Here is a 22,048-nt window from a genome sequence, read left to right on the forward strand (position 1 = left end):
CACGGGCCCAGCGCCGGGAGCTCTCCTGCGGTGGCGTAGATTTCCCTGGGAGCTGTGCCCACAGGCACGCGACGATCTCGACACTGCATGGGGAGACAACGCGCCATGAGCGATGTACTGGAGCTGGTGGACGTATCCGTGGTCCGCGACGGACGCGCTCTGGTGGACGACGTCTCCTGGCAGGTCAAGGAGGGGGAGCGCTGGGTCATCCTCGGCCCGAACGGCGCCGGCAAGACCACCCTCCTCAACATCGCGTCCAGCTACCTCTTCCCGAGCACCGGCACCGCCAAGATCCTCGGTGAGCAGCTCGGCGGCGTCGGCACCGATGTCTTCGAACTCCGCCCCCGCATCGGTATCGCGGGCATCGCCATGGCCGAGAAGCTGCCCAGGCGCCAGACCGTTCTGCAGACGGTGCTCACCGCCGCCTACGGCATGACCGCCACCTGGCACGAGAACTACGAGGCGGTCGACGAGGAGCGCGCCCGCGCCTTCCTCGACCGGCTCGGTATGACCGAGTACCTCGACCGCAAGTTCGGCACCCTGTCCGAGGGCGAGCGCAAGCGCACCCTGATCGCCCGCGCCATGATGACCGACCCCGAGCTGCTGCTCCTCGACGAGCCCGCCGCGGGTCTCGACCTCGGGGGCCGCGAGGACCTGGTCCGCCGCCTCGGCCGACTGGCGCGCGACCCGTATGCCCCCTCCATGATCATGGTCACCCACCATGTCGAGGAGATCGCCCCCGGCTTCACCCACGTCCTGATGATCCGCCAGGGCAAGGTGCTTGCCGCGGGCCCCATGGAGACCGAGCTCAGCTCCCGCAACCTCTCCCTCTGCTTCGGCCTGCCGCTCGTCGTCGAGCACACCGGCGACCGCTACACGGCCCACGGACTGCCGCTCTCGTAGCCGCAGCTGGACGACGCTCTGCGGACACAACACCGCAGTCGCCCGCCCGCGCCCTGTCCGCGAGGGCACCCGCAGTCCTACCATGACCACGTGGACATCGACGCGTGGGTGTGGTGGCTGATCGGCGCGGTGGGACTGGGCATCCCGCTCGTCCTGACCGCGATGCCCGAGTTCGGCATGTTCGCCGTCGGAGCGGTCGTCGCGGCGGTTGTCGCGGCACTCGGCGGCGGCATCGTGGCCCAAGTGCTGGTATTCGTCACGGTCTCTGTGGCCCTCATCGCCGTGGTCCGCCCGATCGCCGCCAGACACCGTGCCGACCGGCCCCAACTCGCCACCGGCATCGATGCGCTGAAAGGCCGTCAGGCCCTCGTCCTGGAACGGGTCGACGGCAGTGGCGGCCGGATCAAGCTGGCCGGAGAGATCTGGTCCGCCCGCGCACTGGACGAGGGGCAGAGCTTCGATCCGGGCCAACAGGTCGATGTCGTCGACATCGACGGAGCTACGGCAGTCGTCATGTGACCGAACCACCCACACAGCAGAGCGCGTTCTGTCAGACTCGATGTCGATCATCATGAGATCGGGGCCGTCGAGGCATACGGCCCCTCCCGCGATCTCGACCTCGATCAGCGCGATCCGTCGGCAACCGAAGGGCAACGAGGAACACGATGCAACCGATCATCATCGTCCTGATCATTCTGGTGGTGCTCGTCTTCATCGCCCTGATCAAGACGATCCAGGTCATCCCGCAGGCCAGCGCCGCCATCGTGGAGCGCTTCGGCCGCTACACCCGCACGCTCAACGCAGGCCTGAACATCGTCGTTCCATTCATCGACTCCATCAGGAACCGCATCGACCTCCGTGAACAGGTCGTGCCGTTCCCGCCCCAGCCGGTGATCACCCAGGACAACCTGGTCGTCAACATCGACACCGTCATCTACTACCAGGTGACCGACGCAAGGGCCGCGACCTACGAAGTCGCCAGCTACATCCAGGCGATCGAACAGCTCACCGTCACCACCCTTCGCAACATCATCGGTGGCATGGACCTGGAGCGGACCCTGACCTCCCGTGAGGAGATCAACGCCGCCCTCCGCGGAGTCCTCGACGAGGCGACCGGCAAGTGGGGCATCCGCGTCAACCGCGTCGAGCTCAAGGCGATCGAACCGCCCACCTCCATCCAGGACTCGATGGAGAAGCAGATGCGCGCCGACCGCGACAAGCGCGCCGCGATCCTCCAGGCCGAAGGAACCCGGCAGTCCGCGATCCTCACCGCCGAGGGCGAGAAGCAGTCCGCGATCCTGCGCGCCGAAGGTGAGGCCAAGGCCTCTGCCCTGCGCGCCGAGGGCGAGGCCCAGGCCATTCGTACGGTCTTCGAGTCCATCCATGCGGGCGACCCGGACCAGAAGCTCCTGTCGTACCAGTACCTCCAGATGCTCCCGAAGATCGCCGAGGGCGACGCCAACAAGCTCTGGATCGTGCCCAGCGAGATCGGGGACGCCCTCAAGGGCCTCAGCGGGGCCTTCGGCAACCTCGGCAACGGCGTCCCCGGATTCGACACCGGCAAGGAACGCCGAGAGCAGCCCCCGGTCGACTGACGCGTACACGCCCCCGTGCATGATCAGTGCACCAAGCACCGATCATGCACGGGGGATTCACCATGACCACCTGGGAGATGCTCGCCGTCTTCGTCGCGGGCATCAGCGCCGGCACGATCAACACGATCGTCGGATCGGGAACGCTGATCACCTTCCCGGTGCTGCTCGCCACCGGCCTGCCCCCGGTCACGGCCACCGTCTCCAACGCCCTCGGTCTGATCCCCGGTTCCATCAGCGGGGCCATCGGCTACCGCGAGGAACTCGCAGGACAGGGCCGTCGCGTCCTCAAGCTCGCCATCGGCGCCCTGATCGGCGGCCTCACCGGGGCCACCCTGCTGCTGGCCCTGCCCTCCACGGCCTTCGAGACGATCGTGCCGATCCTGGTGGCCCTGGCCCTCGTCCTGGTCATCCTGCAACCACGCATCAGCAAAGCGGTCCAGCGCCGACGCGAACACACCGGCACCCCCGCCCTTCCCGACGGCGGCCCGCTCCTCTTCGTCGGACTGATGCTCGCCAGCGTCTACGGCGGCTACTTCACCGCCGCCCAGGGGATCATCTACCTCTCCCTGATGGGCATGCTGCTCGACGACACGATGCAGCGTCTCAATGCCGTCAAGAACGTCCTGGCCGCCGTCGTCAACAGCATCGCCGCGCTCTTCTTCCTCTTCGTCGCGGACTTCGACTGGACGGCCGTCGTACTGATCGCGGTCGGCTCCGCACTCGGCGGCCAGATCGGCGCCAAGATCGGCCGCCGCCTCAGCCCCACCGTCCTGCGCATACTCGTCGTCGCGGTCGGCACGGTCGCCATCGTCCAGCTGCTGCTCCGCTGATACACGGATGCCCACCTCCGCAAAGAGACGGGCATCCCGTACGACAACATGCGTACGCACGCCGACTACGCCGCGGTGCGGTCCAGCCACTCCGGCAGCTCCGACCGCTCACCGGCCCCCAGAGCCAGCAGCATCGCCTCCGCCGGAGACGGTACGAACGGCTGCCGCAGCAACGGCATCCCAGCCTGCTCCGGCGTCCGGGCCGCCTTGCGGTGATTGTCCTCGGCGCAGGACGCCACCGTGTTCAGCCAGGTGTCCTGACCGCCCTGGGCACGCGGCACCACATGGTCGACGGTGCTCGCCCGCCGCCCGCAGTATGCGCACCGGTGCTGGTCCCGTATCAGCACGCCCCTTCTGGACCATGGAGCCTGTCTTCGGAACGGCACCCGTACGTACCGGCAGAGCCTGATCACCCGGGGCACCGGAATGTCCACGGCGGCGCCACGCATACGGAGATCGGGGTGCGACTGTTCGACGACAGCCTTGTCCTGCAGAATCAGCACCACCGCGCGGTTCAGCGTCACCGTCGACAGCGGCTCGAAGCTCGCGTTCAGTACCAGCGTGTCCCGCATCTCGCCCACCTCCCGTGTGCCGCCCGCCCCCTGGCAGGCCCGGATCAACTCTGGCTGGGCAGGCCGGGATGGACAACGCAATAAAAAATGCCCTGCCCTGGTCTCTCCAGGACCAGGGCAGGGCAAACAGCAGGGGAACTCTCGGATCACCGGGTACTAGGCGGGACCCGTGTACTCACCGATCAGCTGAGCACGGCCCAGCGTGTGGAACCGCAGATTGAATCCGACGACCGCGGGCGACACATCGCTGTCGACACCCAGCTTCTCGCTGTCCACCGCGTACACGGTGAAGACATAGCGGTGGTTCTCACCGGCCGGCGGCGCGGCACCGCCGAAGTCCTTCGACCCGTAGTCGTTACGGACCTGTACGGCACCGGCCGGCAGGCCCTCGAACTTCCCGCTGCCCGCACCGGCCGGCAGCTCCGTGACCGATGCCGGGACGTCGAAGAGCACCCAGTGCCAGAATCCGCTGCCCGTAGGAGCATCGGGATCGAAGCAGGTCACGGCGAAGCTCTTGGTCCGATCCGGGAATCCCTCCCACCGCAGCTGCGGCGAGGTGTTCCCGGCCGCGAACACCTGGGCATCCGCCAGCACAGCCCCGGGCGCGAGATCCTCGCTCACCACCGTGAACGACGGCACCTCGGGATGGAAGTCGTGCGGCAGCGGCGCCCTCTTCGGCTCGGTCACGTCAGCACCTCTCCTGATCGCTCTCCTGCTGTCAGCAGGTCTCCCACCGACCCTAGAGCCAGTTGCGCTGACCGCCGACCTGGGCGAGCCACTGATTGAGGTAAGCCGCCCAGTCGGTCCCCTGGAAGTCGTTCAGTCCGACCTTGAACGCGCGGTACGAGTCGCTGCCCTCGCTGAAGAGCCCCGGCTTCTTGTCCATCTCCAGGACGACGTCCATCTCGCGGTCGTCCGCGACGAACGTCAGCTCCACCTGGTTCAGCCCGCGGTACTGCTGCGGCGGGAAGAACTCGATCTCCTGGTAGAACGGCAGCCGCTGGCGCGTACCGCGAATGTGGCCGCGCTCCATGTCCGCACTGCGGAAGCCGAAGCCGAGCTGCCCGAAGGCGTCGAGAATGGCCTGCTGGGCCGGGAGCGGGTGCACATTGATCGGGTCCAGGTCGCCCGAGTCCAGCGCCCGCGCGATCTCCAGCTCCGTGGTCACGCCGATGTTCATGCCGTGCAGATGCTGACCGGCGAACATCGTGATCGGCGTCTCCCATGGAATTTCGAGCCCGAACGGTACGACGTGCACGGCACCGGCCCGCACCTCGAACGCGCCACCGAGCCGAAGCTTGGTGAACTCGATGTCCTGCTTCATCTCCGTGTCCTGGCCCTCGACCTCGACCCGGGCCTGCAGACCGACGGAGAGCCCCTCGATCTGCTGATCCACGGATCCGCCCTGGATCCGCACCTCGCCCTGGACGACCCCACCGGGTACGACATTGAGTTCGGTCAGCTCGGTCTCCACCGAAGCACCACCGGCACCCATGCTCGCGAGCAGCCGCTTGAAGCCCATGTTTACTCCTCCTTGGTCCTGACCCCTACATACGCGCCACGACCGTGGTCGGTTCCCGGTAACCTCGAACGCCATGATCGAGGGCTTGGACCGTACGCCACTGACACGCGACTTCTTCGACCGCCCCGTACTGGACGTGGCACCCGATCTCCTGGGCCGGACTCTGGTGCGCACCACCCCCTACGGCCCCATCGAACTCCGCCTCACCGAGGTGGAGGCCTACGCCGGCGAGATCGACCCCGGATCGCATGCGTTCAGAGGCCGCACCCCACGCAACAGCGTCATGTACGGACCACCCGGCCACGCGTACGTCTACTTCACGTACGGCATGTGGCACTGCCTCAACCTGGTGTGCGGCCCGGAGGGTAAGGCCAGCGGTGTCCTGCTCCGCGCCGGCGACATCCAGGTCGGCGCCGACCTCACCCGCAAACGTCGAATCTCGGCCCGTAATGACAAGGAACTGGCCAAAGGCCCGGCCCGACTGGCCACCGCTCTCGATGTCGACCGCGCACTGAACGGCACCGACGCCATCGCCCACCCCGGCGCCCCGCTGTCCGTACTGCACGGCACCCCACCACCCCGCGACCAGGTACGCAACGGTCCGCGCACCGGAGTGGGCGGCGACGGTGCCGCACACCCGTGGCGCTTCTGGATCGACGGAGACCCCACGGTGAGCCCCTACAGAGCCCATGTGCCACGCCGCCGTGCAACTTGACTCGCCCTTGGGGGCCGCCTAATGTAGCCCGAGCCGCTTGAAACGGGTACTGCTGTCGGTACGGTCCATCGGACCGCCCCGAGCATCCGGAAGCGGCCAACCACTACCTACGAATCACCCTGACGGGTGCGAATTCGGTATGCCGCAATTCGACCTCATCGACTCGATTATGAGTCGCCAAGGAAATCGGTTAATGTAGTGGACGTGCCGAAAGGCAAAGGCCACTCCAAAGGCCACCGGAATTCAAATTCGGACCGGAAACGGAACGAAAAGGAATCTGGTAAGGTTGGAAACGCCGGAAAGGGAAACGCGAAAGCGAAGAACTGGAAAGCAGCCCCGTTTCGACCGGGAATCGGACACGAAAGAGTCTGGTAGAGTCGGAGACGCAAGACCGAAGGGAAAAGCCCGGAGGAAAGCCCGAGAGGGTGAGTACAAAGGAAGCGCCCGTTCCTTGAGAACTCAACAGCGTGCCAAAAGTCAACGCCAGATATGTTGATACCCCGGCCTGTTTCGGCAGGTTGGTGGTTCCTTTGAAAGTCCTGCCGGGCCTCACGGTTCCGGTGGGCAATTTACACAGCGAGGACGCTGTGAACGATCGGTCTTATTCCGGCTGATCGTTCCGCTCTCGTGATGTGTGTCCCGATTACGGGAAAACATTCACGGAGAGTTTGATCCTGGCTCAGGACGAACGCTGGCGGCGTGCTTAACACATGCAAGTCGAACGATGAAGCCCTTCGGGGTGGATTAGTGGCGAACGGGTGAGTAACACGTGGGCAATCTGCCCTTCACTCTGGGACAAGCCCTGGAAACGGGGTCTAATACCGGATAACACTCTGTCCCGCATGGGACGGGGTTGAAAGCTCCGGCGGTGAAGGATGAGCCCGCGGCCTATCAGCTTGTTGGTGGGGTGATGGCCTACCAAGGCGACGACGGGTAGCCGGCCTGAGAGGGCGACCGGCCACACTGGGACTGAGACACGGCCCAGACTCCTACGGGAGGCAGCAGTGGGGAATATTGCACAATGGGCGAAAGCCTGATGCAGCGACGCCGCGTGAGGGATGACGGCCTTCGGGTTGTAAACCTCTTTCAGCAGGGAAGAAGCGAAAGTGACGGTACCTGCAGAAGAAGCGCCGGCTAACTACGTGCCAGCAGCCGCGGTAATACGTAGGGCGCAAGCGTTGTCCGGAATTATTGGGCGTAAAGAGCTCGTAGGCGGCTTGTTGCGTCGGTTGTGAAAGCCCGGGGCTTAACCCCGGGTCTGCAGTCGATACGGGCAGGCTAGAGTGTGGTAGGGGAGATCGGAATTCCTGGTGTAGCGGTGAAATGCGCAGATATCAGGAGGAACACCGGTGGCGAAGGCGGATCTCTGGGCCATTACTGACGCTGAGGAGCGAAAGCGTGGGGAGCGAACAGGATTAGATACCCTGGTAGTCCACGCCGTAAACGTTGGGAACTAGGTGTTGGCGACATTCCACGTCGTCGGTGCCGCAGCTAACGCATTAAGTTCCCCGCCTGGGGAGTACGGCCGCAAGGCTAAAACTCAAAGGAATTGACGGGGGCCCGCACAAGCAGCGGAGCATGTGGCTTAATTCGACGCAACGCGAAGAACCTTACCAAGGCTTGACATACACCGGAAAGCATCAGAGATGGTGCCCCCCTTGTGGTCGGTGTACAGGTGGTGCATGGCTGTCGTCAGCTCGTGTCGTGAGATGTTGGGTTAAGTCCCGCAACGAGCGCAACCCTTGTTCTGTGTTGCCAGCATGCCCTTCGGGGTGATGGGGACTCACAGGAGACTGCCGGGGTCAACTCGGAGGAAGGTGGGGACGACGTCAAGTCATCATGCCCCTTATGTCTTGGGCTGCACACGTGCTACAATGGCCGGTACAATGAGCTGCGATGCCGCGAGGCGGAGCGAATCTCAAAAAGCCGGTCTCAGTTCGGATTGGGGTCTGCAACTCGACCCCATGAAGTCGGAGTTGCTAGTAATCGCAGATCAGCATTGCTGCGGTGAATACGTTCCCGGGCCTTGTACACACCGCCCGTCACGTCACGAAAGTCGGTAACACCCGAAGCCGGTGGCCCAACCCCTTGTGAGAGGGAGCTGTCGAAGGTGGGACTGGCGATTGGGACGAAGTCGTAACAAGGTAGCCGTACCGGAAGGTGCGGCTGGATCACCTCCTTTCTAAGGAGCACTTCTTACCGGGCTTGCTCGGTCAGAGGCCACTACGTCGGCAAATGTTCGGCGGTGGTTGCTCATGGGTGGAACGTTGACTATTCAGTACCTGGTGGTTCAACCGGGTCGTAAGTACTGCTCCTCGGAGCGTGGAAAACGAACCGGATGAATTTCGGGTACTGGGCGCGCTGTTGGGTGTCTGAAGGTATGGCCGCAAGGTTGCCTTCAAACGCCGGTCCCGGTGAAGCATCGCTTGTGCGGTGTGTGACGGGTGACTGGTCGTTGCTTGAGAACTGCACAGTGGACGCGAGCATCTGTGGCCAAGTTTTTAAGGGCGCACGGTGGATGCCTTGGCACCAGGAACCGATGAAGGACGTGGGAGGCCACGATAGGCCCCGGGGAGCTGTCAACCGAGCTTTGATCCGGGGGTGTCCGAATGGGGAAACCCGGCAGTCGTCATGGGCTGTCACCCGCTGCTGAACACATAGGCAGTGTGGAGGGAACGAGGGGAAGTGAAACATCTCAGTACCCTCAGGAAGAGAAAACAACCGTGATTCCGGGAGTAGTGGCGAGCGAAACTGGATGAGGCCAAACCGTATGCGTGTGATACCCGGCAGGGGTTGCGCATGCGGGGTTGTGGGATCTCTCTTTCACGGTCTGCCGGCTGTGAGACGAGTCAGAAACCGTTGATGTAGGCGAAGGACATGCGAAAGGTCCGGCGTAGAGGGTAAGACCCCCGTAGCTGAAACATTAACGGCTCGTTTGAGAGACACCCAAGTAGCACGGGGCCCGAGAAATCCCGTGTGAATCTGGCGGGACCACCCGCTAAGCCTAAATATTCCCTGGTGACCGATAGCGGATAGTACCGTGAGGGAATGGTGAAAAGTACCGCGGGAGCGGAGTGAAATAGTACCTGAAACCGTGTGCCTACAAGCCGTGGGAGCGTCGCTGTTGTTCTTCGGAGCAACAGTCGTGACTGCGTGCCTTTTGAAGAATGAGCCTGCGAGTTTGCGGTGTGTTGCGAGGTTAACCCGTGTGGGGAAGCCGTAGCGAAAGCGAGTCCGAATAGGGCGTTTCAGTAGCACGCTCAAGACCCGAAGCGGAGTGATCTAGCCATGGGCAGGTTGAAGCGGAGGTAAGACTTCGTGGAGGACCGAACCCACCAGGGTTGAAAACCTGGGGGATGACCTGTGGTTAGGGGTGAAAGGCCAATCAAACTCCGTGATAGCTGGTTCTCCCCGAAATGCATTTAGGTGCAGCGTCGTGTGTTTCTTGCCGGAGGTAGAGCACTGGATAGGCGATGGGCCCTACCGGGTTACTGACCTTAGCCAAACTCCGAATGCCGGTAAGTGAGAGCACGGCAGTGAGACTGTGGGGGATAAGCTCCATGGTCGAGAGGGAAACAGCCCAGAGCATCGACTAAGGCCCCTAAGCGTACGCTAAGTGGGAAAGGATGTGGAGTCGCAGAGACAACCAGGAGGTTGGCTTAGAAGCAGCCACCCTTGAAAGAGTGCGTAATAGCTCACTGGTCAAGTGATTCCGCGCCGACAATGTAGCGGGGCTCAAGCGTACCGCCGAAGTCGTGTCATTCATACATTAAGGGCTAACGCCTGTGTGGATGGGTAGGGGAGCGTCGTGTGCCGGGTGAAGCAGCCGCGGAAGCGAGTTGTGGACGGTTCACGAGTGAGAATGCAGGCATGAGTAGCGATACACACGTGAGAAACGTGTGCGCCGATTGACTAAGGGTTCCTGGGTCAAGCTGATCTGCCCAGGGTAAGTCGGGACCTAAGGCGAGGCCGACAGGCGTAGTCGATGGACAACCGGTTGATATTCCGGTACCCGCTTTGAAACGCCCAATATTGAATCAGGCGATGCTAAGTCCGTGAAGCCGGCCCGATCTCTTCGGAGTTGAGGGTAGTGGTGGAGCCGACGAACCAGACTTGTACTAGGTAAGCGATGGGGTGACGCAGGAAGGTAGTCCAGCCCGGGCGGTGGTAGTCCCGGGGTAAGGGTGTAGGCCGTGTGGTAGGTAAATCCGTCACACGTTAAGGCTGAGACCTGATGCCGAGCCGATTGTGGTGAAGTGGATGATCCTATGCTGTCGAGAAAAGCCTCTAGCGAGTTTCATGGCGGCCCGTACCCTAAACCGACTCAGGTGGTCAGGTAGAGAATACCGAGGCGTTCGGGTGAACTATGGTTAAGGAACTCGGCAAAATGCCCCCGTAACTTCGGGAGAAGGGGGGCCATCACTGGTGATCCGATTTGCTCGGTGAGCTGGGGGTGGCCGCAGAGACCAGCGAGAAGCGACTGTTTACTAAAAACACAGGTCCGTGCGAAGCCGTAAGGCGATGTATACGGACTGACGCCTGCCCGGTGCTGGAACGTTAAGGGGACCGGTTAGCTGACTTTCGGGTCGGCGAAGCTGAGAACTTAAGCGCCAGTAAACGGCGGTGGTAACTATAACCATCCTAAGGTAGCGAAATTCCTTGTCGGGTAAGTTCCGACCTGCACGAATGGCGTAACGACTTCTCGACTGTCTCAACCATAGGCCCGGTGAAATTGCACTACGAGTAAAGATGCTCGTTTCGCGCAGCAGGACGGAAAGACCCCGGGACCTTTACTACAGTTTGATATTGGTGTTCGGTTCGGCTTGTGTAGGATAGGTGGGAGACTTTGAAGCAGCCACGCCAGTGGTTGTGGAGTCGCCGTTGAAATACCACTCTGGTCGTGCTGGATGTCTAACCTGGGTCCGTGATCCGGATCAGGGACAGTGTCTGATGGGTAGTTTAACTGGGGCGGTTGCCTCCTAAAGAGTAACGGAGGCGCCCAAAGGTTCCCTCAGCCTGGTTGGCAATCAGGTGTTGAGTGTAAGTGCACAAGGGAGCTTGACTGTGAGACCGACGGGTCGAGCAGGGACGAAAGTCGGGACTAGTGATCCGGCAGTGGCTTGTGGAAGCGCTGTCGCTCAACGGATAAAAGGTACCCCGGGGATAACAGGCTGATCTTCCCCAAGAGTCCATATCGACGGGATGGTTTGGCACCTCGATGTCGGCTCGTCGCATCCTGGGGCTGGAGTCGGTCCCAAGGGTTGGGCTGTTCGCCCATTAAAGCGGTACGCGAGCTGGGTTTAGAACGTCGTGAGACAGTTCGGTCCCTATCCGCTGTGCGCGTAGGAATATTGAGAAGGGCTGTCCCTAGTACGAGAGGACCGGGACGGACGAACCTCTGGTGTGCCAGTTGTCCTGCCAAGGGCATGGCTGGTTGGCTACGTTCGGAAAGGATAACCGCTGAAAGCATCTAAGCGGGAAGCCTGCTTCGAGATGAGTATTCCCACCAACTTGATTGGTTAAGGCTCCCAGTAGACGACTGGGTTGATAGGCCAGATGTGGAAGCCCGGTAACGGGTGGAGCTGACTGGTACTAATAGGCCGAGGGCTTGTCCTCAGTTGCTCGCGTCCACTGTGTTGTTCCCGGGTTGCGAACAGTCGCACCGGTTGAACAGCTTCACTACTTAATTGAAAAGTGTGCTTGTTCGCTAGAACCCGATAGGGTTTCGGTGGTCATTGCGTTAGGGAAACGCCCGGTTACATTCCGAACCCGGAAGCTAAGCCTTTCAGCGCCGATGGTACTGCAGGGGGGACCCTGTGGGAGAGTAGGACGCCGCCGAACAATCTTTCAAGGACCCTTGGTCCCAGCGTTCATGCTGGGACCGAGGGTCTTTTTGTTTTGCCGAAGCGCGTCGGGTGTCCGGCTGCGCGAGAATGTCTTGTAGTACCGATGACAGGAGTCACACCGATGTCCCCCAACTCTCCCGACGATCGTTCGGAGCGCGAGCCGCGTCGCCGGGACGGTGGTGACCGAGGCGGCTTCAGCTCGGGCGGACCGCGCCGGGACAACGACCGTGGCGGCTACCGGCGTGACGACAGCCGGCCCACCGGTGGAAGCGGCGGCGGTTTCCGCCGCGACGACCGCGACCGGGATCGTGCGCCGCGTCGCGACGACAATCGCGGTGGTGGCTCCGGCGGCGGTTTCCGTCGGGACGACCGGCGGGATGACCGTCCGGGTGGGTTCCGTCGTGATGACAGCCGGGGTGGTTCCGGTGGTGGGTTCCGTCGTGACGACCGTGACCGGGATCGTGACCGTGGTCCGCGTCGGGAGGATGACCGCGGTGGCCACCGTGGTCCGCGGCGTGATGACGACCGTGGTGGGCGTCCTGCGGGTGGGTTCGAGCGGCGTGACGACCGGCCGCGTGGCCCCCGCCGTGACGACGACAGCCGTGGTGGCGGCTACCGTCGGGACGACAGCCGCGGTGGTGGCTCCGGCGGCGGTTTCCGTCGGGACGACCGGCGGGATGACCGTCCGGGTGGGTTCCGTCGTGATGACAGCCGGGGTGGTTCCGGTGGTGGGTTCCGTCGTGACGACCGTGACCGGGATCGTGACCGTGGTCCGCGTCGGGAGGATGACCGCGGTGGCCACCGTGGTCCGCGGCGTGATGACGACCGTGGTGGGCGTCCTGCGGGTGGGTTCGAGCGGCGTGACGACAGCCGGCCCACCGGTGGAAGCGGCGGCGGTTTCCGCCGCGACGACCGCGACCGGGATCGTGCGCCGCGTCGCGACGACAATCGCGGTGGTGGCTCCGGCGGCGGTTTCCGTCGGGACGACCGGCGGGATGACCGTCCGGGTGGGTTCCGTCGTGATGACAGCCGGGGTGGTTCCGGTGGTGGGTTCCGTCGTGACGACCGTGACCGGGATCGTGACCGTGGTCCGCGTCGGGAGGATGACCGCGGTGGCCACCGTGGTCCGCGGCGTGATGACGACCGTGGTGGGCGTCCTGCGGGTGGGTTCGAGCGGCGTGACGACCGGCCGCGTGGCCCCCGCCGTGACGACGACAGCCGTGGTGGCGGCTACCGGCGCGACGACAGCCGCGGTGGCGGCTCCGGCGGCGGTTTCCGCCGCGACGACAGCCGAGGCGGGGGTTACCGCGGGCAGCGGGACGACCGCGGGCAGCGGGACGACCGTGGCGGACGGGGTGGTTACCGCGGGCGTGACGACCGTGGTGGGTTCGAGCGGCGTGACGACCGGGACCGTGAGCCCATCAAGCGGCTTCCGATTCCTGACGACGTCACTGGTGACGAGATCGACAAGGACGTGCGGCAGGAGCTGATGAGCCTGCCGAAGACCCTGGCCGAGGATGTAGCCAGGAACCTTGTGATGGTGGCCCGGCTGATCGACGAGGACCCTGAGCAGGCGTACGCGTACTCGCGGATCGCGTTGCGGCTGGCCTCGCGGGTTGCTGCCGTGCGTGAGGCGGCCGGGTTCGCCGCGTACGCGACGCAGAAGTACTCGGAGGCGCTGGCGGAGTTCCGGGCGGCCAAGCGGATGACCGGTTCCGTGGAGCTGTGGCCTGTCATGGCCGACTGCGAGCGCGGACTCGGGCGGCCCGAGCGGGCGATGGCCATGGCCGGCGAGCCCGAGGTGCAGAAGCTGGACAAGGCCGGTCAGGTCGAGATGCGTCTGGTGGCTGCCGGGGCCCGTAGGGACATGGGGCAGATCGATGCCGCCATCGTCACGCTGCAGAGCTCCGAGCTCGCCTCGAACGCGGTACACCCGTGGACTCCGCGGCTGCGCTATGCGTACGCGGACGCGCTGCTGGCGGCGGGACGCGAGGACGAGGCGCGTGAGTGGTTCGGGAAGGCGCTGGAGGCCGACAAGGACGGCGCCACCGATGCCTCGGACCGGCTTGCCGAGCTGGACGGTGTCGAGTTCGTCGATGCCCTCGGTGAGGACGAGGACGAGGACGACGCCGCTCAGACGCCGGCCGACGCTGCGGATGACGACAAGAGCGACGGCAAGGACAAGGGCAGCAAGGACGAGGACGGTACGTCCGAGTCGTAAGGCATGAGAAAGGGCGGCACCCCGCAAGGGGTGCCGCCCTTTTTTGTTGCTGTGGGGGTCAGTCGAGGGTGAGGCTTCGCAGGACCAGGCCGGTGGCCGGCTTGGGACCGAAGGAAGTCGACTTGCGGGGCATGGTGACGCCTTGTCGGGCGAGATCCCGGACGACTTCCTCACGTACCGGATGCATCAGGACCGCCGTGGCATTGTGACGTTCGGCCTGTTCGACGACGGCCGCGGTGTCGTGTATGTACGCGATGTGCTCCGGGGCGTCGGGAATCTGCCAGACGTGGTCGAGCAGAGCCGCGTGCAGGACCGTCGCGTCGAGGGTCTGCCAGGCGGTCGGACGGTCGGCCGGAATCGTACGGGACAGCAGACCGGCGTCGGGACGGTCGATGAGGTGGAAGCCGCCGTCGCCCGCGAGCAGGAATGCGTTGCCTTCGGCGGCCGCCTCGGCGAGTGCGTCCAGGGCCCGGGGGAGCGGGCCCTCGATGTCGCGGATGCGGAAGAGGCCGTTCAGCGCGGCGAGCGCGTCGGCGACCGGGAAGCGGTGCAGCAGTCGGTGGATGGCGCGGACCCGGAGCGGGTAGCGGGCCGTGTCGACGAGGAGGACCAGGCCGAAGTCCCAGGGGCCTGGAGCTGTGTGCTCCTGCTGGAGGCGGAGGTAGGTGGCCCAGCGGTGGTGGCCGTCGGCGATCAGGGCCTGGTGGTGGGCGAGATCGGTCTCGATCTCGGCCCGGTCGGCCGGGCGGGTGACCGCCCAGAGCCGGTGGCTGTAGCCGTCCTCGGTGGTGGTGGAGAGAAGCGGCGGCCGGTGGATGGTCCGTTCGATGACGGCGGACGCACCGGTCGGGTGGCCTTCGCTGCGGTAGGTGAGCAGTAGCGGTTCGAGATGGGCCGCGGTGGTGCGCATCAGGTTGGCCCGGTCCTCGACGACATGGGCCATCACGTCCTCGTGCGGCAGCACGATGCCGTCGGCGGGGGAGGAGAGCGCCAGCGCGCCGACGATGCCGCGTTGCAGGATCTCGGTGTTGCTCTGCTCGTAGACGTACAGTGCGGGCTCGGGATCGGGAGCGAGTATGCCCTCGGCCAGCCAGCGGTTCAGGGTCTCGGCGGCCTGTGTGTGGCGGGCCGCGGCCGAGTCGGCCTGCGGCAGGATCAGCCGGACGATGTTGTGCGGATCCGCCGACTCCAGGTGGTGCAGCCCGTCGGGGCGCACGACGACGTCGTACGGCGGTGACGTCACCGCGGCAAGACTGCCGACCCGCTCGGGGACGTATCGCAGTCCACGGAACGGAATCAGACGCAGTCCCTGCCCGGCCGGACCTGATGTGTTCATTTCTGCATGGTATGTGCGCGGCGGGGATGCGCGATGATCGGGACAGAAGCATGGAATGAGGAGCGCAAAGAATGAGTCAGGCGAGCAGGACCAGGCCGAGCGGCAGCAGCACCGCGTTGAACGAGGCGTACGACACGGCGCTGCTCGATCTCGACGGGGTGGTGTACGCGGGCGGTCATGCGATCGTCCACGCCGTCGAGTCGCTGGGAGCGGCGCGGGACGGCGGGATGCACCTGGCGTATGTGACGAACAATGCCCTGCGGCCCCCGGCCGCGGTGGCCGAGCATCTGACCGAACTCGGGGTTCCTGCCGAGCCCGCCGATGTGATCACCTCGGCGCAGGCGGTGGCCAGGCTGATGGCCGATCAGCTGCCGACCGGGGCGCGGGTGCTGGTGGTGGGTGGCGAGGGGCTGCACGTCGCGCTGCGGGAGCGCGGTCTGGTGCCGGTGGAATCGGCTGACGACGAGCCGGTCGCGGTGGCGCAGGGGTACGGCGGCCCCGACATGACGTGGGGTCGGTTCGCCGAGGCCGCGTACGCGATTGCGCGGGGGGTGCCGTGGTTCGCGTCCAACACGGATCTGACGATTCCCAGTGCACGGGGGATCGCGCCGGGGAACGGTGCGGCGGTGGAGGTCGTACGGATCGCGACCGGGGCCGAGCCGCAGGTCGCCGGGAAGCCGTTGCCTCCGATGCACCGGGAGACGGTGTTGCGGACCGGGGCCGAGCGCCCGCTGGTGGTCGGGGACCGGCTGGACACGGACATCGAGGGGGCGTTCAACGGCGGTGTGGACTCGCTGCTGGTGCTCACCGGGGTGACGGACGCGGCGCAGTTGGTGGCCGCCGAGCCGAAGCACCGGCCGACGTACGTGGACGCGGATCTGCGGGGGCTGCTGACAGGGCAGCCCGAGGTGGTGCGGGCGGGCGACGGGTTCGGCTGCGGTGGCTGGACGGCGTCGGTGCGCGGTGGCGACCTGGTGCTCGAAGGGGACGGGGACGTGCTCGACGGGCTGCGGGCGCTCTGCGGGGCGGCGTGGTCGTACGCCGGAGACGGCTCGTGCGGGCTGGACGCGGGGAAGGCGGTCGCCAGGCTGGGGCTGTGAAGGGAGACTCCCGGCGATTCGAGCCAAAAGGAGGGTAGGCTAACCTAACTTTGTTCTGCCCGGTGTGCCACCGTCCGGATGGCCGACCCGCCGGGCGACCGGGCCTCGGCCGCGGCCTCTGCCCGTGGCGAGGGGCGACCCCGCGCACCCGATCACCTCCGACTCCGGGAGTACGACCATGCAGCGCCTCACCGCGGACTCGGTGACCCTCGGCTACGACCAGCGGGTCATCGCGGAGAATCTCTCGGTCGAGATCCCCGACAACTCGTTCACGGTGATCGTCGGCCCCAACGCCTGTGGGAAGTCGACCCTGTTGCGTGCGCTCTCGCGGATGCTGAAGCCGAACAGCGGGCGGGTACTCCTGGACGGGCAGACGATCCACGGAATGCCGGCCAAGAAGGTCGCCAAGACGCTTGGGCTGCTGCCGCAGTCCTCCATCGCGCCGGACGGCATCACCGTCGCCGACCTCGTCGGACGCGGTCGGTATCCGCACCAGGGGCTGTTGCGCCAGTGGTCGCCGGACGACGAACGCATTGTCGAGGAATCGATGGCCGCTACCGGAGTCGATGCGCTTGCCGGTCGCTATGTCGACGAATTGTCCGGTGGGCAGCGGCAGCGTGTCTGGATCGCCATGGCGCTCGCCCAGCAGACGCCGCTGCTGCTGCTCGACGAGCCGACGACGTACCTCGACATCCAGCACCAGATCGATGTCCTCGATCTCTGTGCGGAGCTGCACGAGACGCAGGGGCGCACCCTGGTGGCCGTCCTGCACGATCTGAATCATGCCGCGCGGTACGCCACGCACCTCATCGCGATGCGGGAAGGCGAGGTGATCGCCGAGGGGACACCCGGCGAGGTCGTCACCGCGGAGCTGGTGGAGCGGGTCTTCGGGCTGCGCTGCCAGGTCATCGACGACCCGGAGACCGGGACGCCGTTGGTGGTGCCGGCCGCGCGCAAGCAGCGGAGCGGCGCGGTGGGCGTGCAGGGCAGGGCGGCCGCCGGGGCGTCGGCAGGAGGCTGACCGAACGGGGCCCGCCCTCAGTGGCGGGACCGGCCGGGAAAGCGGATCCGCCCCGCCGCTACAGCAGTGACCTGAGTCTCAGCAGGTCGCGGAAGCCGGCCTCCAGGCGGACCCGGCCCGCGCCCCATGCCCTGGCGAAGTTGATTTCGCCGTTCACCATGGCCACCAGATCGTCGCCGGTCATCGCGAGCCGGATCTCGGCCTTCTCCCCGGGCGGGCCGTCGACCGTGTCCAGGACCTGGATCCGGCCATTGGCCAGCCGGCCGGTGAAGGTGACGTCGAGGTCCTTGATGTGACAGCTCAGCGAGCGGTCGAGGGCAGCCGCGCTGCGCACGTCGCCGTCGGCCCTCGCGAGGTTGTCGGAAAGTTTGTCGAGTGCGCTGCGGCACTCCGCCATGGTCGCCATCGTGACCGACGGTACCGCAGCCCTTCGCGGTAGCGTTTCCCGCATGAGCGACTCGATCCCGGCAGCCGGAACAGCGCCCGGGGTGACACCCATGGCCGTGGCGGAAGATCCGTCCGACGAGGGCGTGGCCCCGGCCCCGGCCGCCGCAACCCCTGTCGACCCCGCCGCACCCGCGCCCCTCGGCGTCGTACGCACCCCCACCGGCAACGCCGAGGTCGACGCACGGCTGGAGCGTCTCGCCGATGCGGACCACCTCCCGGCGGACGGACACATCGAGGTGTACGAGGATGTACACAGTGGGCTGCGCGACGCGCTGACCGCGCTGGACGCCAGGCCCGCACCCGCACCGGTACCCGCACCGATGCCCTCGTACAACAACAGGAGCTGAACCGAACGTGGCAGGAGTGGCACGTCGCCGTCTCGACGCCGAGCTGGTACGTCGTAAGCTCGCCCGCTCGCGCGAGCATGCGAGCCAGCTGATCGCCGCAGGGCGGGTGACCGTCGGCGGAAACACCGCGACCAAACCCGCCACCCAGGTCGAGACCAGCGCCGCCGTCGTCGTGATCAAGGACGACAGCGACCCCGAGTACGTCTCGCGTGGCGGGCACAAGCTCGCCGGTGCCCTCGCCGCCTTCGTGCCCCTCGGGCTGAAGGTCGAGGGGCGGCGGGCACTGGACGCCGGGGCGTCGACAGGTGGCTTCACCGACGTCCTGCTGCGGGCCGGCGCCGGTCATGTCGTCGCCGTCGACGTCGGCTACGGGCAGCTCGCCTGGTCGCTCCAGTCCGATGAGCGCGTCACCGTCAAGGACCGTACCAACGTGCGGGAGTTGACGCTGGAAGCCATCGACGGGAAGCCGGTGGACCTGGTCGTCGGCGATCTGTCGTTCATCCCGCTGGGGCTGGTCCTGCCCGCTCTGGCGCGCTGCGCCGCCCCGGACGCGGACCTGGTCCTCATGGTCAAGCCACAGTTCGAGGTCGGCAAGGAGCGGCTCGGCAGCGGTGGAGTGGTGCGCAGCCCCGAGCTGCGGGCCGAAGCGGTACGGGAGGTGGCGCGCCGGGCCTGGGCGCTGGGTCTCGGAGTGCAGGGGGTGACGGCGAGTCCACTGCCGGGGCCCTCGGGAAATGTCGAGTACTTTCTGTGGCTGCGGGCCGGAGCACCTGAGCTGGATCCCGCAGATGTCGACCGTGCAGTGGCGGAGGGGCCTCGTTGACGACGAATGCGGCACGAACTGTCTTTCTTTTGGCACACACCGGCCGCCCGGCCGCGATCCGCAGCGCCGAGCTGGTCGTACAGGGACTGCTGCGCAGCGGCCTCGGCGTACGGGTGCTGGCCACCGAGGCGGCCGATCTCCCGCTGCCGCCGTCCGTCGAGACGGTCACGGACACCACGCCCAAGGCCATGGACGGCTGTGAGCTGCTGATCGTGCTCGGCGGGGACGGGACACTGCTGCGCGGCGCCGAACTCTCCCGCGCCTCCGGGGTGCCGATGCTCGGCGTCAACCTCGGCCGGGTCGGCTTCCTCGCCGAGGCCGAGCGGGACGACCTGGACAAGGTCGTCGACCGGGTCGTCACCCGGGCGTACCAGGTCGAGGAACGGATGACGCTCGACGTCGTCGTGCACAGCAACGGCGACATCGTCCACACCGACTGGGCGCTCAACGAAGCAGCGGTGCAGAAGGTGTCGCCCGAGCGGATGCTGGAGGTGGTCCTGGAGATCGACGGTCGGCCGGTGACCGGGTTCGGCTGCGACGGGATCGTCTGCGCGACCCCGACCGGATCGACCGCATACGCCTTCTCGGCGGGCGGACCCGTCGTCTGGCCCGAGGTCGAGGCGCTGCTGATGGTGCCGATCAGCGCCCATGCACTGTTCGCCAAGCCACTGGTGACCTCGCCGACCTCGGTGCTCGCCGTCGAGGTCCAGCAGCACACCCCGCACGGAGTGCTGTGGTGCGACGGGCGCAGGACCGTGGAGCTGCCCGCGGGGGCGCGGGTCGAGGTGCGGCGCGGTGCGGTGCCCGTACGGCTCGCGCGGCTGCACCACGCCTCTTTCACGGACCGGCTGGTGGCGAAGTTCGCACTGCCCGTCTCGGGGTGGCGGGGCGCGCCGCACTGACCGGCGTACATTCCCCCGGAGGCGGTGTGAATGCTCCAGGAGCACACGGGAGAGTGACCCCCGGGGGGCGGGGCCCGTCGCACATCGGGGCCCGGACCTCGTAAGGTCATGTCCGTGTTGGAGGAGATGCGGATACGGTCGCTCGGAGTCATCGACGACGCGGTGGTCGAGCTGTCACCCGGTTTCACCGCGGTGACGGGTGAGACCGGCGCGGGCAAGACCATGGTCGTCACCAGCCTCGGGCTGTTGCTCGGCGGGCGTGCCGACCCTGCCCTGGTGCGGATCGGGGCCAAGGCCGCGATCGTCGAGGGGCGGATCACGGTGTCCGACGGCGACGCCGTGGCCCTGCGGGCCGAGGAGGCCGGGGCCGAATTCGACGACGGCGCGCTGTTGATCAGTCGTACCGTCTCCGCGGAGGGGCGCTCCCGGGCGCATCTCGGCGGCAGATCCGTGCCGGTGGGAGTGCTTGCCGAACTCGCCGACGAACTCGTCGCCGTGCACGGCCAGACCGACCAGCAGGGGCTGCTCAAGCCCGCGCGGCAGCGGCAGGCCCTCGACCGGTACGCGGGCGACGGTGTCGCCGTGCCGCACGCCAAGTACGCGTCGGCCTACCGACGGCTGCGGGCCGTCGTCACGGAACTCGACGAGCTGACGACGCGCGCCCGCGAACGCGCCCAGGAAGCGGATCTGCTGCGCTTCGGGCTGAGCGAGATCGTTGCGGTCGAACCACTCGCGGGTGAGGACGGCGACCTGGCCGCCGAGGCCGAGCGGCTCGGCCATGCCGAAGCGCTCGCTTCCGCGGCGGCCCTCGCACACACCGCGCTCGCGGGCAACCCGGAGGATCCGGAGGGCGTCGACGCGACGACTGTGGTCGCGGCTGCCGGACGGTCCCTGGACGCCGTACGGGCCCACGATCCGGCGCTGGCCGCGCTCGCCGACCGGATCGGCGAGATCTCGATCCTGCTCGCCGATGTGGCGGGCGAACTGGCCGGGTACGCCGACCAGCTGGACGCCGATCCGCTGCGGCTCGCCGCGGTGGAGGAGCGGCGAGCCGCACTCACCGGACTCACCCGCAAGTACGGCGAGGACATCACCGCCGTACTCGCCTGGGCCGAGGAAGGGGCCACCCGGCTCACCGAGCTGGAGGGCGACGACGACCGCATCGGCGAGCTGACGGCGGAGCGCGATGCGCTGCGCGCCGAACTCTCGGGCCTCGGGCAGGCGTTGACCGATGCGCGTACAGGGGCGGCGGAGCGCTTCGCCGAGGCGGTGACCGCGGAGCTGGCATCCCTCGCCATGCCGCACGCCCGGGTCTCCTTCGACATCCGGCAGACCGAGGCGGCGGACGAGGCGTCCGGCATCGAGATCGGCGGGCGGAGTGTGGTCTACGGGCCGTCCGGCGCCGACGAGGTCGAGCTTCTGCTGGCCCCGCACCCCGGCGCCCAGCCGCGGCCGATCGCCAAGGGCGCGTCGGGCGGTGAGCTGTCCCGGGTGATGCTCGCCGTCGAGGTGGTGTTCGCCGGCTCCGATCCCGTACCCACGTACCTCTTCGACGAGGTCGACGCGGGCGTCGGCGGCAAGGCGGCCGTCGAGGTCGGGCGGCGGCTGGCGAAGCTCGCCAGGTCCGCGCAGGTCGTCGTCGTCACGCACCTGCCGCAGGTGGCGGCCTTCGCGGACCGGCAGTTGCTGGTCGAGAAGACGGTCGACGGGTCGGTGACCAGCAGCGGGGTCACGGTCCTGGAGGGCGAGGACCGGGTACGGGAGCTGTCCCGGATGCTCGCGGGACAGGAGGACTCGCAGACGGCCCGGGCCCATGCGGAGGAGCTGCTGGCCGCGGCGCGGGCGGACGGGTAGCGGGGGCTTCGCGG

18 protein-coding genes and 3 rRNA genes are annotated in these 22,048 nt (G+C 66.5%); 16 read left to right on the forward strand and 5 right to left on the reverse strand.

Features of this window, described 5'->3' with window-relative positions:
* The first annotated feature begins 105 nt into the window (after positions 1–105).
* From OG609_RS31780 to OG609_RS31795, 4 genes are all read left to right on the forward strand, one after another.
* Positions 106–903: an ABC transporter ATP-binding protein gene (locus OG609_RS31780; RefSeq protein WP_114243799.1), complete on the forward strand. Its 798-nt coding sequence runs from the start codon at positions 106–108 to the stop codon at positions 901–903.
* A 90-nt stretch (positions 904–993) separates the two neighbouring features.
* The gene (locus OG609_RS31785) at positions 994–1,422 is read left to right on the forward strand and encodes an NfeD family protein (protein ID WP_327275983.1); all 429 of its coding nucleotides are present in this window, start codon (positions 994–996) and stop codon (positions 1,420–1,422) included.
* 146 nt (positions 1,423–1,568) lie between these two features.
* Positions 1,569–2,498 (forward strand): SPFH domain-containing protein, encoded by a 930-nt coding sequence (locus tag OG609_RS31790; protein ID WP_266745381.1) that lies wholly within the window; start codon positions 1,569–1,571, stop codon positions 2,496–2,498.
* 62 nt (positions 2,499–2,560) lie between these two features.
* Complete coding sequence (locus tag OG609_RS31795; protein ID WP_327275984.1) at positions 2,561–3,328, forward strand: sulfite exporter TauE/SafE family protein; 768 nt, start codon at positions 2,561–2,563, stop codon at positions 3,326–3,328.
* A gap of 65 nt (positions 3,329–3,393) precedes the next feature.
* Here OG609_RS31795 and OG609_RS31800 read toward each other — a convergent pair whose 3' ends face one another.
* The 3 genes from OG609_RS31800 to OG609_RS31810 form a co-directional block, all read right to left on the reverse strand.
* Positions 3,394–3,900, reverse strand: coding sequence for an HNH endonuclease (locus tag OG609_RS31800; RefSeq protein WP_327275985.1), 507 nt, complete (start codon positions 3,898–3,900; stop codon positions 3,394–3,396).
* Positions 3,901–4,056: 156 nt separating this feature from the next.
* On the reverse strand, positions 4,057–4,587 hold the full coding sequence (locus OG609_RS31805) for a YbhB/YbcL family Raf kinase inhibitor-like protein (RefSeq protein WP_327275986.1): 531 nt from the start codon (positions 4,585–4,587) through the stop codon (positions 4,057–4,059).
* A 52-nt stretch (positions 4,588–4,639) separates the two neighbouring features.
* Positions 4,640–5,422: a sporulation protein gene (locus OG609_RS31810; RefSeq protein ID WP_327275987.1), complete on the reverse strand. Its 783-nt coding sequence runs from the start codon at positions 5,420–5,422 to the stop codon at positions 4,640–4,642.
* A 73-nt stretch (positions 5,423–5,495) separates the two neighbouring features.
* Between OG609_RS31810 and OG609_RS31815 the strand changes: the two genes are divergently transcribed.
* The 6 genes from OG609_RS31815 (at position 5,496) to OG609_RS31840 (ending at position 14,204) form a co-directional block, all read left to right on the forward strand.
* On the forward strand, positions 5,496–6,137 hold the full coding sequence (locus OG609_RS31815) for a DNA-3-methyladenine glycosylase (protein ID WP_327275988.1): 642 nt from the start codon (positions 5,496–5,498) through the stop codon (positions 6,135–6,137).
* Positions 6,138–6,793: 656 nt separating this feature from the next.
* A 16S ribosomal RNA gene (locus OG609_RS31820) occupies positions 6,794–8,319 on the forward strand.
* Between the two features lie 309 nt (positions 8,320–8,628).
* A 23S ribosomal RNA gene (locus tag OG609_RS31825) occupies positions 8,629–11,753 on the forward strand.
* Positions 11,754–11,861: 108 nt separating this feature from the next.
* Positions 11,862–11,978: ribosomal RNA gene (gene rrf, locus OG609_RS31830) — 5S ribosomal RNA — on the forward strand.
* The 16S, 23S and 5S rRNA genes sit together here, the layout of an rRNA operon.
* Positions 11,979–12,225: 247 nt before the next feature.
* Complete coding sequence (locus OG609_RS31835) at positions 12,226–13,473, forward strand: hypothetical protein (RefSeq protein ID WP_327275989.1); 1,248 nt, start codon at positions 12,226–12,228, stop codon at positions 13,471–13,473.
* Positions 13,473–14,204: a tetratricopeptide repeat protein gene (locus OG609_RS31840; protein ID WP_327275990.1), complete on the forward strand. Its 732-nt coding sequence runs from the start codon at positions 13,473–13,475 to the stop codon at positions 14,202–14,204. Before OG609_RS31835 ends, OG609_RS31840 begins: the two co-directional genes overlap by 1 nt.
* A gap of 58 nt (positions 14,205–14,262) precedes the next feature.
* Here OG609_RS31840 and OG609_RS31845 read toward each other — a convergent pair whose 3' ends face one another.
* The gene (locus OG609_RS31845) at positions 14,263–15,540 is read right to left on the reverse strand and encodes a DUF1015 domain-containing protein (protein ID WP_327275991.1); all 1,278 of its coding nucleotides are present in this window, start codon (positions 15,538–15,540) and stop codon (positions 14,263–14,265) included.
* 71 nt (positions 15,541–15,611) lie between these two features.
* Here OG609_RS31845 and OG609_RS31850 point away from each other — a divergent pair, with 71 nt between their 5' ends.
* Both OG609_RS31850 and OG609_RS31855 read left to right on the forward strand, forming a co-directional pair.
* A complete protein-coding gene (locus OG609_RS31850; RefSeq protein ID WP_327275992.1) occupies positions 15,612–16,640 on the forward strand; it encodes an HAD hydrolase-like protein in 1,029 nt (342 codons plus the stop codon).
* Between the two features lie 178 nt (positions 16,641–16,818).
* Complete coding sequence (locus OG609_RS31855) at positions 16,819–17,661, forward strand: ABC transporter ATP-binding protein (protein WP_327275993.1); 843 nt, start codon at positions 16,819–16,821, stop codon at positions 17,659–17,661.
* 58 nt (positions 17,662–17,719) lie between these two features.
* On the opposite strand, the gene OG609_RS31860 is transcribed toward OG609_RS31855, so the two are convergent.
* Positions 17,720–18,067, reverse strand: a complete 348-nt coding sequence (locus OG609_RS31860; RefSeq protein ID WP_327275994.1) for an SCP2 sterol-binding domain-containing protein — start codon at positions 18,065–18,067, stop codon at positions 17,720–17,722.
* Between the two features lie 43 nt (positions 18,068–18,110).
* On the opposite strand from OG609_RS31860, the gene OG609_RS31865 reads away from it, so the two are divergent.
* The 4 genes from OG609_RS31865 to recN all read left to right on the forward strand — a co-directional run bounded on the left by OG609_RS31865 (position 18,111) and on the right by recN (position 22,034).
* Positions 18,111–18,455: a hypothetical protein gene (locus OG609_RS31865; protein ID WP_385655859.1), complete on the forward strand. Its 345-nt coding sequence runs from the start codon at positions 18,111–18,113 to the stop codon at positions 18,453–18,455.
* Between the two features lie 7 nt (positions 18,456–18,462).
* The gene (locus tag OG609_RS31870; protein WP_114243789.1) at positions 18,463–19,278 is read left to right on the forward strand and encodes a TlyA family RNA methyltransferase; all 816 of its coding nucleotides are present in this window, start codon (positions 18,463–18,465) and stop codon (positions 19,276–19,278) included.
* Positions 19,275–20,180 carry an NAD kinase gene (locus OG609_RS31875; protein WP_327275995.1) on the forward strand — a complete coding sequence of 302 codons (906 nt, stop codon included), beginning with the start codon at positions 19,275–19,277 and terminating at the stop codon, positions 20,178–20,180. The genes OG609_RS31870 and OG609_RS31875 overlap by 4 nt, the downstream gene beginning before the upstream one ends.
* A gap of 108 nt (positions 20,181–20,288) precedes the next feature.
* Positions 20,289–22,034, forward strand: coding sequence for a DNA repair protein RecN (gene recN, locus OG609_RS31880; RefSeq protein ID WP_327275996.1), 1,746 nt, complete (start codon positions 20,289–20,291; stop codon positions 22,032–22,034).
* The last annotated feature ends 14 nt before the right edge of the window (positions 22,035–22,048 follow it).

This window comes from Streptomyces sp. NBC_01224, from assembly GCF_036002945.1.
Taxonomy (GTDB): Bacteria; Actinomycetota; Actinomycetes; order Streptomycetales; family Streptomycetaceae; genus Streptomyces.